The sequence below is a fragment of the Methylophaga thiooxydans DMS010 genome, assembly GCF_000156355.1.
Taxonomy (GTDB): domain Bacteria; phylum Pseudomonadota; class Gammaproteobacteria; order Nitrosococcales; family Methylophagaceae; genus Methylophaga; species Methylophaga thiooxydans.
Map to the genome: position 1 here is coordinate 238,687 of NZ_GG657883.1, position 12,559 is coordinate 251,245.

Here is a 12,559-nt window from a genome sequence, read left to right on the forward strand (position 1 = left end):
TTTAGAATATCTTTGACCTTTATGTCGTCTTTTCATCGTTGTTATTGGTTTATTTAGGATGACAGGCTTCATTTATTCTCATGCTTCTTAAAAATTGACTTCTAATCAAACAGTCCTATACCGACGTATTCAATAACTTTTTCAGCGTGTCATTGATCATCTGAAAATCTTCCGGTGCTATGCCCAGCATCGTGAAGTGGCCCCAGGCGGAAGGGATAGAAACCAGTTCACTACCGGCAATCATTTGCTGTTCGTGTAGACAGTCGTCAGGGGAAATAAACATATCTTTTTCAAATGAAATGACAAATACTTTGGCAGAAATTCTCCCTAATGCTGCAGCGAGATCACCGTCTGTATGTAAGCTGACATCTCCTGAACGCCACTTTTGCGCCATACAAAGCAGATTATTTGGATCCATAGGCAAAAACCAGTTTTCCCATAATCCTTTTAAGAAATCTTGTTGTGAAGAAAAACCCACGTTTTGCCACAATGCGTTGTTATATAAACCTTGGCTTGCCCCCATCATCGCGAATACATGAGCCATACGGCGTAAACCTTGCTCAACGTCTTCTGAGTTGTCATAGCGGCCATTATTCCATGCGGGATCTGATGTTAGTGCCTCACAGAATACATCCACATAGAGCATGCAATGTGGCGTCGTTTTGGCGGTTCCACTTATCGGTGCCGCTCTTTCAACCATATCAGGGTATCGTACCGCCCATTCATAGGTTTGTTGTGCGCCCATAGACCAGCCGGTTACCAATTTGAGTTTTGTAACGCCCAGATGTGTTAGTAGTTGGTGTTGTGCTCTTACATCATCACCGATGGTGAGTTCAGGAAAATAATTCGCTTGGTAAGGTGCTGCATAGTTATGAGGAGATGATGATAAGCCACCGCCTAATTGATTGGGAATGACGATAAAGTATTTGCTGGGATCCAGTGCTAAACCTTCACCGACATAGGGAGCCATGGCTGAGTGAGTACCTGAAAACATAACGGGAAACACAATGGCGTTATCCCCCTGCTCATTTAATTTACCGTAGCAGGTGTAGGCGAGCTGTGCGCCTCTCAACGTTGCACCTTGCTCCAATACTAAATCACCAAGTTCATACACCTCAAACTCACCGTGTTGTGCTGCTGTGTAATAGGTATTGGATGTCATTTTCTTGCCTCGTATTCCGTGCCGTTTGGTATAAAAAATCGTTTATTGATGCTTAATTCAAGTAAACGCTATATGGCCTGAATTACTAACTCGTATTTTTACGTATAGTTTTTGAAATTCTGTCTGGATTTTGCCTTGTATACCTATTTTCCTGATTGATTCGCTAGGAAAATATTGACACTTAATACGCATGAAATGGTATAGATGGTTGGCTATTTGGAATGAAAAAAAACCACTGCCAGAGAGGGGTCGTCATACGATTTCGAGAGAAGGTATTGGCTCTGGCAGTGGTGAAGCTGAAACCACTTTTTACGCTTACAGTTTAACTTTTATATTAGATTTACAAATACGTATATATACTATAAGTATAAAGGCGTGACGGACTGTTTTTGGTAAATAGGTAGGACGTGATTGTTAATTTACTATTTATCAGTAGCTTGCAACATAAACAAAGAGTCAACTTAAGGTGTCGACTTTTGTGGAGCCAAACAAATTAAACACAAACTAGCGTCAATGATGCTTTTGTATAACGATGTAGGCATATTTTCGGTTGTTATTTTCACTGACTAGCTCTGTTTCTATTATCGAGCTGTAATGTGATATGGCATCACCATTTTGTAATTTTGATGCAACGATTGATGAGTAGTAGCTTGTCATTGGATAGTTGTCGAGTAACTGTAAAACATCATCAGATAGTCCCTGAGACTCGTGCACAATCAAAATACCGCCTGGCATGAGCTTATCTAAGGCATTGGCGATGACTTCATTTGTTTTGTCTGACGTGGCGCCGTTTGTTGTCGTGTTGATCAAACAAATGACTTTATAGTTTGCGAGGTCATTGAGTGTGTCAGTAATGCTGGTATCAATAGACTTGAAACGATTTTTTATAACAGAGTGATAGCGCTTAGACAAAAGCGAGGTGTCATTGATGTGCGTTTTATCTGTCATAAAACTCACCGCCTGAGTCAGATTGATTTCTCTACTGAATAAACACTCTATGGCCATTAAGCCATTGCTATCACTGATATCGCAGAGAGTTACCGTCTGTTGCATACCAAAATAATCAAGAATAATTCTCTCGACAATTGAATAGGTGTTTGCGGTATTCCAATAGTGCTGTCCCAGTTCGAAAAGTTGTTGCTGATTCGACGTGTTGTGGGAAGGTGCTTGTAGGCTTCGCCGGAGTATACTGTTACCAGATTCTTCAAAAAAGAATGAGGCCGTGCTGTTCATTTCTGCCGGAAACTTTCTGCCAATGCGCATGGACATCACACCATCATTTTCTGCCCATATATTACTGGTTCCTTTCCAGCGGCTACGACTGAGAAAGGTATTTTCTAAGATACTTCTCGACCAGTAGTTCTTCTCTGATGCCTGCATTTCTGGATAGACTGGTAAAATGACACAACCGCCAGGTTTCACGCGTGTCATCAGATATCGTAAAAATGCAGCTCCCCAATTATTGGCAAATAAGGGGAAGCTGATTCCGATATAAATTCGATCAATCGAATAAGCAGCAATGGGGAAGAATAAGCTCCCTACTTGGCCATCGTTAAAATCGGTATTAAAGTGCTGCGAATCAGGTGAAAGACTATAGATACTTTCCTGGGGACGAATCTGATTATTAACATCACGCTGTCCCGAAAAATAATATGCCAAATCTTCGTCGATGTATTGTTTATTTTTATGAAGTATTAAGTCGGTCATTTTTGAATCTGAGTTAGGTTTTTGTAATGGTATGAGGTTGTTACAGCCTCACACCTGTTTGAATACTCTTCAAAACATTACATGTCTGGAACTTTAGTACGAAAATCACTGATCAATTTATGGGTCAGGCTGGCAGTTGATTGGCGCTGCCCGATAGAGGCTGATTCACCAGCCCAGAAAGGAACAAAGTCATTCTCATTTATTGCTGTGGCTTTAGTTCGCATATCCATAGTTAACTGCCCTTGGAACGGAAACGCTAACACTGCTTTATTTTTCATTGCATCGGTAAACTTACTGCTGACCACTCGTGCATACTTTCCTGTGAAACCTTTGCTCAGGCAGGTTTGTGATTCACCAGCTAGCAGTGTGTCCAGGTAAGCCTTATCGAGCTTTGCTTCATCGGTGAATAAATAGGCACTGCCTAATTGACACGCATCAGCGCCCTGACCGATATGGCCTGCTATCTGCTGTCCTGTCATGATCCCACCTGTCAAGATTTTGGGGATCGTTATCGATTCTGACGTTTGCTGATTTAATAAGGTCGTAGAAGGACCACTTGTACCATCACTTAAAAATGAAGCGCGATGGCCCCCCGCTTCTATTCCCTGCAGGATGACTGCATCAAAGCCTTTTTGCTGAACACGCATGGCTTCAGTTTGGTTGGTAGCAGTACCAACTATGATGATGCCTTTTTGTTTCAGCTTGCTAATAATCTGAGTACTGGGAATCCCGAAGGTAAAACTGACGATAGGTACATTGAGACGTAAAATCGTTTCAATTTGTGTATTTAAATCGATGGGTAACGTTAATGATTTGTGATGCAGATAGGACGGATCAATACCAAGCTCATCATAGGATGGCTGAAGCGCTTTAACCGATTTTGATTTTTCCTCATGCGTCGGTAGTTTTATATCGTTACTAACAAATAAATTAACAGCAAAAGGTTTCTTGGTGAGTTTTCGCGTGGCTGTATAAAGTTGTTCAATATCATCAGGTGATGAGTTACCCAACGCTAAGGTGCCTAAGCAACCAAGATTGGAGACTGTAGCAACCATTTCTGGGCTACTAAAGCCTCCAATCATAGGCGCTTGTACTATAGGCCACTGAATTCCAACGAGATCGGTGAACCGTGTTTTAAACATGTTGTTAAATAATGACGGCTAAGATTCAGCAGTGGTGGGATCAATCATATTTCTAACTTGCGTGATTTTATTTGCCGGAAATCCACCCGTCTCAGCGTGATCCATAATGGTTTTTTCATCAGGTGCATTGTAGACGCAGTAGACTTTATCTTCAGTGACATAACTATGAACCCATTGAATTTGTGGACCCATATCTTTCAAAATTGAGCATGATTTTTGAGAGATACCAGTCAGGTCTTCTTTTGTTAAATCACCAGCGCCAGGTATTTCTCTTTCAATGATAAATTTAGGCATCGTCACCCTCTTATTTGTTGATTATTAAAATTAAGATTCAAACAGCTATTTGCTTTAACGACTAATAATCAATGCCCCGTCAGAGCGAGGCATTGATCGCTTCGTTTATTCAGAACTTTCAGAATCAGTCAGTGCTTGCGTAGTGATATTTGGATTAACAATATCGCCACGAACCGACCATAGAATGGCCAGAACTTCATTTTTTTCTTGTTGACCTACACCATTTTTCTCCAGTGCAGCCATCACATCATCAACAACCGCATTGAATTCCATTTCGTTGATATTCATCGTGCGGTGGGTCGTTTTCATATCCCTGCCGGTATATTCAATCTCTTCAGAACCGGTGGCGGCTGCAAAGATTTCATAGACTTTTTGTTTAACCGCGGCATGGTCACTATCGACAAACCTGTCTCTAATGATCGGGTTAGTCACATGATTATGATAGGTGTCTTCAACGATTACTCGTATCTTGTCAGGGCCACCCAGACGGTTGAATAAACTCGCCTCTTCTGCATCATGAGCCTGTACTGAGCCAAACAGCATAGGTGTTGTCAAAATGGCAGATGCCAGTAATGTTTTAAATGTAGATTTCATCATTAATTCTCCTGATACTATTACTCAAAGTGCCATGTAAGACCGGCACCTGCCTGCCAGGCATCAATATCGACTTTAGTGTTACCAATCTGCTGACTTTCATCCAATGTGTAAGCAGCGTGGATATCAACTTTTATTTCAGGGGTTAGTTGATAACCAAAACCAGCAGTGATGGTGTCTTCCCATATAGCGGCCGCATTAGTAGCCTGGAAGTACTCTACTACCCCAGCAGTTACAGGTAGTTGGCCACCGCAGTCAGCACATCCTATTGGGCTATTACCACCAATCCCTATGTCTTGACCCAATGGCAGATTTCGTTTGATTGGATCCCTAGCATGGCTATAACCAATTCGCCACTGTGCCTTTCCTGTGGACAACTGAGCACCTAATGCAAACACGGTTTGATCGCGATAGAAGTCTTCATAGAAATTAGCATCTGACCAAGCTTTATGAATAACGTCGGCGTTAATTTGCAGGTTGCCACCCATTAGAGAGTTATTAGCAATCCCTATGGCAAATTCTTGTGGTTGTGCCACATCATCATCCCAAAACGTACCGTCACCGCGGGAGATGTATTCATCATATTGAATGTTTAGCTCACTTCTGTAATAAGCACCAAGACTGGTTGCACCGATATCATATTTCGCGCCAACGGTTCCGCGGATACCAAAACCATGTGCAGAGCCGGTATCTTGGGACAGACTGGCCTGGAAGTAACCGTTACCTATCGTTGCCATTGCGCCAAGCGAGAGATTGTCTGTTACTTGAAAACCAAGACCTACATTGGCATTAAATACAAGAAGTTCACCGGTTGGATTCTGACTTCCTTGTACCCCCCTAAAGTCTGAACCAACACCAGATTGTGCCGTTAGCCCTAGGCCTGCGACAAGTTTGGGGGTGAAGGCATGTGTGATGGCCACTGTTGGTACCAAATACTTATCTGCATTTGATGACCCTTTCCAAGCAGGAATGATTGCTTCGGAACCTGGTATATCCCTAACGCCACCGCTGTGATCAGCTTCTAGAGTGGGATCAAAAAATGTAGCGCCGAAGGTGAAACTGGTGCCTTTGTTATACTCCGTCAATGTTGCTGGGTTACCAAATACGGCAGCTGCAGGTTCCACAGTTCGGGCAACACTTGCCCCACCCATACCACCTGTTGCTGGCAACATATTATTATTTAGATCTGTACCAAATGTGCCGGCGAATGCAAATGAAGATGTCGTTAGCATTCCGATCAGTGTTGCTAAATATTTCTTATTATTCATTCTCTCTCTCCGTGTAGTTTTACGCTAATGATCATCTGTTATTTAGTGTTGATGTCGCATTAGCTAATAGTTTTATTAACTAGCCCATTGGAACGGTTTTTCTCCTGCTACTTTGAAATAAATCGCCATATTCACCATATGTGTCACTAGTAAGGCTGTTCCGATACCAAGTGCCCAGAGTGGTTCACGGAAATTTTCGTGAGCACCAACACTGTACAAACCATAGCCAATTAAGGCAGTCCAGATAGCCATAACTACAATTGCTTTAAATGAAGCCATATCTAATCCCTCCTAAGGGTTACTGTTCTAAGTCTTACGCTTTAGCACTCGCGACAGGATGGGTATTACTCTTATCAAGGAACTTATCAAAGAATATTTCATCATTCGCTATGCCATTGTTTTCAAACACTTCTATTGCTGCATCAATCATCCCTGGGGGTCCACAAAGATAGGCTTGGCCTGTGAGTTCAACGCCATCCTCGACAATAAACTCGATACAGGAGCCTCTTCTTCCCTGCCATGAACTATCTTCTGGTTCTCGTGATAGGCATGGAATATATTGAAATGAACCAAGATTTTGTTTTTCCCAGTCTGTTGCGATTTGCTGAATCAGATCTTCACAGTAAAGATCGTCTTGAGTTCTCGCGCCAAACAGGAATCGCACATCTCGTTTCACACCCGACTCTAATGCTTGTTCAAGCACGCTGATGATGGCACTCATCCCGCTACCACCTGCCACACAAGTCATAGGTACAGGGTCTGTTTTTAATCCAAACAAACCATAAGGACCTGACATTTTTAAGGATTGACCGGTGCGGTCTTGCTTGAACAACCAACCTGTGAATTCACCACCAGGTACTTCTCTGATATAAAAGCGGAATTCGTTCTGACCAGGTTGTGGAGCAGCAGCAAAGGAATAGTTTCTGCCAGACTCAACCTCTTCTACCTTGAGATCTGCGTACTGACCTGCTTTATAGAGCTCTACACCCTGAGGCAGATCAGCCGCATCAATCTCTACAATGACCTCTTTGATATCGTGAGTAAGTTCATTGATTTTGGTAATAACGGCATCGGCTTCCCAATGACTCTGCTTTTCACTATCGCTGAGTAATTCAACATCAATTGAAACATCTGACTTTAACTGCGTTTGGCAGGCGAGGATGTATCCATCCCTGATGTCCTCGCCTTCCAATACATAACTAAAGTCTGCGAGTGGTTTAATTTTTCCGTCTACAAGCTTGCATTTACACTTTCCACAACTACCAACTCGGCAATCATGAGGCCATGCGATATCTGACTCTAACGCTGCTTTGAGCAGATTATCGCCAGCTCGAACAATAAGCGTGTCTACGGAATTAATTTTTGCTTCGTAGTCTTGCTTTTTATTTTTGAAAAATCCAAACATGATTGTGTCTTCTTTTAGTTAAATGGAACGTTGTGCGTGCATGCGTTAGACATTGATACTGACGGAACGCATTTTGTTACTGTGAATTTCGTCAATCGATGGCAATACGGTGTACGCCACATAATTTTCTTTGCTGGTACTTTTTCTCACTTTCATATGCGACCACCAGGTTTTCACAGCTGGATAGGCATCGATAAGTGCTTCATGACCATACAAACAGCAGTTATGGATATAAGGTGCCCAATGAATATCTGCCAGGCTTAGATCACCAACGATGTAATCACCACGCTTCCCACGTGTACTGAGTTGATCATCCAGTTTCTGAAGTACATCTTTGACAGCCTCAAGTGCTGCTGAGTCAGCACTGCCTTCACTGATTGCTTTTACTGCTGGTGAAAAGACATGTTGAGCGATATGTGCCCATTGATACTGTTGTGCTCTTGCAACGCCATTACGAGGAACCAGCGAGTTACCAAAGCCTTTGTCATCTAAATAAGACAGAATGGCTTCAATACCGTAGACATAGAAATCAACATCTTTTAATACCGGTAATGTGCCAAAAGGAGACATCTTGAAGATTTCTGCCATTTCAGTTTCGGAATTGATATCTACAGAGCGTCCATCGATATCGATTCCTTTTTCAGCTGCCGTGAACAAACATTTACTTGTGTTTGCACATCCTGCTACACCATATAGAACTTTTACGTCTGCTAAATGATCACCTATTGCCATTTTCTCTCTCCTATTTTTTTATATAGTTAGGTTTAAAAATGTTTTAGTCTTCGATTGTCAGTGCACCAGATGGACACTTTTCAACACTTTCTCTAATCAACTCGTCGGAAGCATTTTCGATAGTAATCACAAACTGACCATCCTCGATTTTGTAAAGCGATGGGTATTTTGTGACGCATACTCCGGCGTGCTGACATACGTTTTGATCCCAATTAACTTTCATTTGTTAACCTTTTTCAGTTGATTAAACGTGTACGATTTCGCCGCGCATTGACCATAAAGCTGCCAAAATCTCATCTTTCTCTCTTTGGCCGGCTTCATGCGTGTCGAGTGCTTTCATGACATCTTCAACAACTGCATTGAACTCTTCGTCAGAAATGTTCATGCCTGTATGTGCTGTCAACATATCTTCGCCGGTGTATTCTTCTTTACCGCCGAAACCTGCACACATGAACTCGGTGACTTTTTGTACAACATTTTCTGGGTCACTTTTGACATAGCGGTTTTTAATGACTTCGTTGCTGCAGTGGTTGTTAAAAACCGTTCTTGCTAATGCGGATATCCCTTCGTGAGCACCCAATCTGTCATATAAACTTTCATCACTCATGAACTTGTCTCCTAGAGGTTTAGTTTGTTTGGCTGGGGCTTTTCAGCCCCAACCAGTCAAACTGTTTTGCTTTAGATTTTTGCGTAAGAGCCTGGTTGGTCTTCGACCTCATAGCCCACTTCAGCGTTGATACGTGCAGCAATTGCGCGTTCACCTTCTGAAGCAAAATCTCTATCCCATGTAGCCAGTTTTTTCTTGTAAACCGAATGCCACACAGGTGGTACTAATGCCATGGTGAATTCAGTAAAGTAGCCCCAGCCAGGGTTAGGTGAGCCAACTTCATCCAGTTCCCAGAAGTGTGTTTCACCACGATCATGGTGATCACCTTGACGACCGATTTCGATGAAGAACCAGCTAGTGAACATATTGTCGTTGTCCCATGAGTGACGGTAGTCAATAGGCTGACCTTTCTCACGGATAAGACCGTAATGTTCCATGTAGTTAAGTGCTTCAAGTTCAAAGTTAGACACTGTCCAGATAACGAACATACATGCCACACCAACCAAACCACCGGCCCAGGCAAACAAAATCATAGTTGGCAAGCTCATGAAGTAACCACGGATCCAACGGTTATCCAGAGAGATAAACGGTTTACCGAGTTTTTTCAGGCGAGCTTGTTCCATTTTGTACAGGAACTTAGATTGACCCATGTGTGACAACCAGAAGTGGCGATAGATACTACGTCCACGGGGTGAGGTTGCTGGATCATCTTGATGAGCCAGTTCCAAGTGATGGTTGTAAACATGTGCATAACAGAAATGTGCTGAACCACTTAAGCCCATCATCAGACGAGAGATGACGAAACTAAAGCCTTTAGTATGAGCAAGCTCATGACCATAGATGATACCGATACCTGCAAAGATACCTGTAGATAGTGTTGCGCCAATCAGTTCTGCTCCAGAGATCCCCATTTGAATTGGAATCCCCATAAACATGCCTGGCTCAATCGGTACACCATTCACATATTGGAAAACCCGCCATGCCATGGCAACCTGCAAAAGTGCAAACACAGGTAGCATGATGTACATAACCGCATTCTGTAATCCAGGAATGCCATTTGTTTCACCATCTTCATCAAAACCTGCGCCTTTGGTGTGCATTGGCATACTCAGTGTGTCAAGTAGAATGCCCACACCAAATAACACGACACCAGCCCAAACATATGGACCACCCAAAATGACACCAAACATACTCACTAAAATGAGTATCGGCGCCATAAAATAACGAATATTGATTAATAGTTTCTTCATTCTTTACTCCCTCCACCTTCTGCTTTTATTAAACTCTCTCTATTTGTTGGGTTACTACCTTCATATTGCAGTAGTTGAAATTTCCAACTGTCTAAAACTTTAAGTTTCTATATTTGTTATTGATATACGTATATATCCCTACTGCATATGTGACGCTACTTTCCTCCTCTGTTTAAACGCCTATTCGGTATCGCCTGACACAGATAATGGTCTGTTTGTCGTGTTATGGCTGTAAGTACAAATACCTATCACGTTGCTACAAACATGCCTTTATCCTTTGATATATAGGTTTTATACGGCGGACATTTCTCATGAGTTTCATTCGAACCCTGCTAAAAACTTGGCTGGGGCCACAAAGGAATACAAAGCAGCTTTCTCTCGAGTCAAAGCAGACAGGCTCTTGTGGTGGAATGAGTACTACAGAATTGAAAATTCGTATCGAGTTGATTCTTGATGGTGTCGATACTCGGCAGATTATCGAGCCCGTTACAGGCATAGCAGCACTTAGCCATGCTTTGCAGTCGGAGTTTCTTACGCAGCTGGCCAGCGTAGCTGAGTTATCAGCTAGTCACGCTTACGCATTATTATTGACCTATGCACCAGCATTAAATGCAATGAGTACATCGGAACACAGTTATTGGCTTGAGACGATTAAGCAAGCACTGTCGGAGCAAAAATTTGAACATGCTGAAATCCTCATTAATGGATACGGTGACTTTGTTTCAAATCTAGATAAAACCACCGTTCAACTTTCAGAGGTTGCAGAGCTACTGGAAAAGCTTATTTCGACCATCTCACAAGACACGCTAACGATTGGCCATTTGGATATATCATCTAAACAACAGGCATATACGGATGGTAAACAGCTTTATTTACCGGCATCTATTAGTTCTTTCGACAATTACGCTGATAATTTTTCACTCTATAAAGTCATCACGTTTCAACTGCTGGGGCAGCTTCAATGTGAAAGCCTGTTAGCTATCAAGCCTCTTCAGTCAGGAATCGCGGATCACGGTAATGACTTTCTGCAGCAGTTTTCCTTTATCGAAACAGTAAGAATTAACCATTATTTGAAATATACGTTTCCAGGGGTTTGGCGAAAGATCGTTGATATACACAAAAAGTTAGCGGTAGAGAACTACCCTGAGTCGCTTTTCGAAGGTGATGAAAAAACCACAGTTTTCAATACCTTGGCAATAATGGAACAATCAGATTTTGCATCATTTTCATCTGACTCACTCCCCTATCAGGGTGATTTTTCACCAGAAAAACTCATTCTTAATCAGGTGGAGAATAGTGAAAACCAGTCGGTATTGATGAACCTGATGAATAACAATATTGATGCAGGTGAGGATGCGCTGACAGAAGATAAGCTGGCAGATCGCATTTCTATAAAACACAACGCAAACGCCGAAGCTTTAGCTAATTTGCCCGACAAACATCAAGATATTTGGGAGCAACTCAATGAAACAGTAGCCCAACATCAGCAAGAAGCAGAAAAGCGCCGCGAGGAAGAAAGTAATAAGCGTGTTTATTATTATCCTGAGTGGGACACATCACTCAATCAGTACCGTCAGGATTGGTGTCGCGTTGAGGAAATAGCTATCTCCGATAACGAGAATGCTACTCATGCGCTGGACAAAACCGATCTCCGGTTTTCTGAGTATAAAATTAAAAAGACCCTAGACATGATCATCAACACGCAGCGCTTTATTCGCTATCAAAGTGACGGCGATGAGATTGATATTGATGCGTGGGTCGAGGCAAAATCGAACAAAACAAAACATGCTGATGACTTTCAAAACGTTTACGTACGGAACAATAAAAATAGCCGTAGCGTGGCGATTATGTTTGCTGTTGATATAAGCGGCTCAACAGCAGGCTGGAAGAATGAAATTATTCAGCAATCGACCTGGCTGTTATCGCGAACATTGTCAAAGTTAGACGATCAATTTGCGATCTATGCCTTCTCTGGTTCGGGACGTGAACAATGCGATATCTATCCAGTTAAAGAGTTTAAAGAAAAATACAGTCCTACCATCAAACAGCGAATAGCTAATCTCTCAGCCAAACAATATACGCGTATGGGGGCGGCGATTCGTCACTTGAGCAAAATATTGAATCAGGCCGAAGCTAAAACAAAAATTTTATTTGTTCTGACCGATGGCAGACCGGACGATATTGACAGTTACCGCGGCCACTATGGGGTAGAAGATACACGACGTGCATTCAATGAAGCCAAGGCGCTTTATTTGAACCCATTCGTATTAACCTTTGATCAGGCGTGCATTGACTACCTGCCACATATGCTTGGCAAAAACCGTTACCGGTTAATTTCCGACATCGCTATGTTGCCAGTCCAGATTTCTACTATTTATAAGCAATTAACGACATGAAG

14 protein-coding genes are annotated in these 12,559 nt (G+C 42.3%); 2 read left to right on the forward strand and 12 right to left on the reverse strand.

All coding sequences use genetic code 11. From position 1 onward, the window contains the following. Positions 1–115: 115 nt before the first annotated feature. Positions 116–1,162 (reverse strand): alpha/beta fold hydrolase, encoded by a 1,047-nt coding sequence (locus MDMS009_RS01390; protein ID WP_008289858.1) that lies wholly within the window; start codon positions 1,160–1,162, stop codon positions 116–118. 190 nt (positions 1,163–1,352) lie between these two features. Between MDMS009_RS01390 and MDMS009_RS16450 the strand changes: the two genes are divergently transcribed. After that, the gene (locus MDMS009_RS16450; protein WP_237700447.1) at positions 1,353–1,541 is read left to right on the forward strand and encodes a hypothetical protein; all 189 of its coding nucleotides are present in this window, start codon (positions 1,353–1,355) and stop codon (positions 1,539–1,541) included. Between the two features lie 131 nt (positions 1,542–1,672). Here MDMS009_RS16450 and MDMS009_RS01395 read toward each other — a convergent pair whose 3' ends face one another. The 11 genes from MDMS009_RS01395 to MDMS009_RS01445 form a co-directional block, all read right to left on the reverse strand. Beyond that, positions 1,673–2,869 (reverse strand): hypothetical protein, encoded by a 1,197-nt coding sequence (locus MDMS009_RS01395; RefSeq protein WP_008289835.1) that lies wholly within the window; start codon positions 2,867–2,869, stop codon positions 1,673–1,675. A gap of 77 nt (positions 2,870–2,946) precedes the next feature. Continuing rightward, positions 2,947–4,011, reverse strand: coding sequence for an NAD(P)H-dependent flavin oxidoreductase (locus MDMS009_RS01400; RefSeq protein WP_081443574.1), 1,065 nt, complete (start codon positions 4,009–4,011; stop codon positions 2,947–2,949). Between the two features lie 18 nt (positions 4,012–4,029). Then, positions 4,030–4,305 (reverse strand): DUF4242 domain-containing protein, encoded by a 276-nt coding sequence (locus tag MDMS009_RS01405; protein ID WP_008289865.1) that lies wholly within the window; start codon positions 4,303–4,305, stop codon positions 4,030–4,032. Between the two features lie 105 nt (positions 4,306–4,410). After that, positions 4,411–4,902 (reverse strand): group I truncated hemoglobin, encoded by a 492-nt coding sequence (locus tag MDMS009_RS01410; RefSeq protein WP_008289989.1) that lies wholly within the window; start codon positions 4,900–4,902, stop codon positions 4,411–4,413. Between the two features lie 17 nt (positions 4,903–4,919). After that, positions 4,920–6,167, reverse strand: a complete 1,248-nt coding sequence (locus MDMS009_RS01415; protein ID WP_043887720.1) for an OmpP1/FadL family transporter — start codon at positions 6,165–6,167, stop codon at positions 4,920–4,922. A gap of 75 nt (positions 6,168–6,242) precedes the next feature. Continuing rightward, on the reverse strand, positions 6,243–6,446 hold the full coding sequence (locus tag MDMS009_RS01420) for a hypothetical protein (RefSeq protein ID WP_008290098.1): 204 nt from the start codon (positions 6,444–6,446) through the stop codon (positions 6,243–6,245). A gap of 34 nt (positions 6,447–6,480) precedes the next feature. Further along, the gene (locus MDMS009_RS01425) at positions 6,481–7,572 is read right to left on the reverse strand and encodes a 2Fe-2S iron-sulfur cluster-binding protein (RefSeq protein WP_008289844.1); all 1,092 of its coding nucleotides are present in this window, start codon (positions 7,570–7,572) and stop codon (positions 6,481–6,483) included. Positions 7,573–7,617: 45 nt separating this feature from the next. Beyond that, on the reverse strand, positions 7,618–8,304 hold the full coding sequence (locus MDMS009_RS15705) for a glutathione S-transferase family protein (protein ID WP_008289999.1): 687 nt from the start codon (positions 8,302–8,304) through the stop codon (positions 7,618–7,620). 43 nt (positions 8,305–8,347) lie between these two features. Beyond that, positions 8,348–8,527, reverse strand: a complete 180-nt coding sequence (locus MDMS009_RS01435) for a (4Fe-4S)-binding protein (RefSeq protein ID WP_036313217.1) — start codon at positions 8,525–8,527, stop codon at positions 8,348–8,350. A 21-nt stretch (positions 8,528–8,548) separates the two neighbouring features. Further along, on the reverse strand, positions 8,549–8,911 hold the full coding sequence (locus tag MDMS009_RS01440; RefSeq protein WP_008290005.1) for a group I truncated hemoglobin: 363 nt from the start codon (positions 8,909–8,911) through the stop codon (positions 8,549–8,551). 71 nt (positions 8,912–8,982) lie between these two features. Then, complete coding sequence (locus tag MDMS009_RS01445; RefSeq protein ID WP_008290017.1) at positions 8,983–10,161, reverse strand: fatty acid desaturase; 1,179 nt, start codon at positions 10,159–10,161, stop codon at positions 8,983–8,985. A gap of 410 nt (positions 10,162–10,571) precedes the next feature. On the opposite strand from MDMS009_RS01445, the gene MDMS009_RS15710 reads away from it, so the two are divergent. Beyond that, entirely contained in the window at positions 10,572–12,557 is a 1,986-nt protein-coding gene (locus MDMS009_RS15710; RefSeq protein WP_008290037.1) for a nitric oxide reductase activation protein NorD, read from the forward strand. The last annotated feature ends 2 nt before the right edge of the window (positions 12,558–12,559 follow it).

What these genes read in the sequence shown, in the direction of transcription:
- MDMS009_RS01415 (WP_043887720.1), bottom strand. Translation starts at nt 6,167, where the DNA reads ATGAATAATAAGAAATATTTAGCAACACTGATCGGAATGCTAACGACA.
- MDMS009_RS15705 (WP_008289999.1), bottom strand. Translation starts at nt 8,304, where the DNA reads ATGGCAATAGGTGATCATTTAGCAGACGTAAAAGTTCTATATGGTGTA.
- MDMS009_RS01390 (WP_008289858.1), bottom strand. Translation starts at nt 1,162, where the DNA reads ATGACATCCAATACCTATTACACAGCAGCACAACACGGTGAGTTTGAG.
- MDMS009_RS01405 (WP_008289865.1), bottom strand. Translation starts at nt 4,305, where the DNA reads ATGCCTAAATTTATCATTGAAAGAGAAATACCTGGCGCTGGTGATTTA.
- MDMS009_RS15710 (WP_008290037.1), top strand. Translation starts at nt 10,572, where the DNA reads ATGAGTACTACAGAATTGAAAATTCGTATCGAGTTGATTCTTGATGGT.
- MDMS009_RS01410 (WP_008289989.1), bottom strand. Translation starts at nt 4,902, where the DNA reads ATGATGAAATCTACATTTAAAACATTACTGGCATCTGCCATTTTGACA.
- MDMS009_RS01420 (WP_008290098.1), bottom strand. Translation starts at nt 6,446, where the DNA reads ATGGCTTCATTTAAAGCAATTGTAGTTATGGCTATCTGGACTGCCTTA.
- MDMS009_RS01425 (WP_008289844.1), bottom strand. Translation starts at nt 7,572, where the DNA reads ATGTTTGGATTTTTCAAAAATAAAAAGCAAGACTACGAAGCAAAAATT.
- MDMS009_RS01435 (WP_036313217.1), bottom strand. Translation starts at nt 8,527, where the DNA reads ATGAAAGTTAATTGGGATCAAAACGTATGTCAGCACGCCGGAGTATGC.
- MDMS009_RS01400 (WP_081443574.1), bottom strand. Translation starts at nt 4,011, where the DNA reads ATGTTTAAAACACGGTTCACCGATCTCGTTGGAATTCAGTGGCCTATA.
- MDMS009_RS01445 (WP_008290017.1), bottom strand. Translation starts at nt 10,161, where the DNA reads ATGAAGAAACTATTAATCAATATTCGTTATTTTATGGCGCCGATACTC.
- MDMS009_RS01440 (WP_008290005.1), bottom strand. Translation starts at nt 8,911, where the DNA reads ATGAGTGATGAAAGTTTATATGACAGATTGGGTGCTCACGAAGGGATA.
- MDMS009_RS01395 (WP_008289835.1), bottom strand. Translation starts at nt 2,869, where the DNA reads ATGACCGACTTAATACTTCATAAAAATAAACAATACATCGACGAAGAT.
- MDMS009_RS16450 (WP_237700447.1), top strand. Translation starts at nt 1,353, where the DNA reads ATGAAATGGTATAGATGGTTGGCTATTTGGAATGAAAAAAAACCACTG.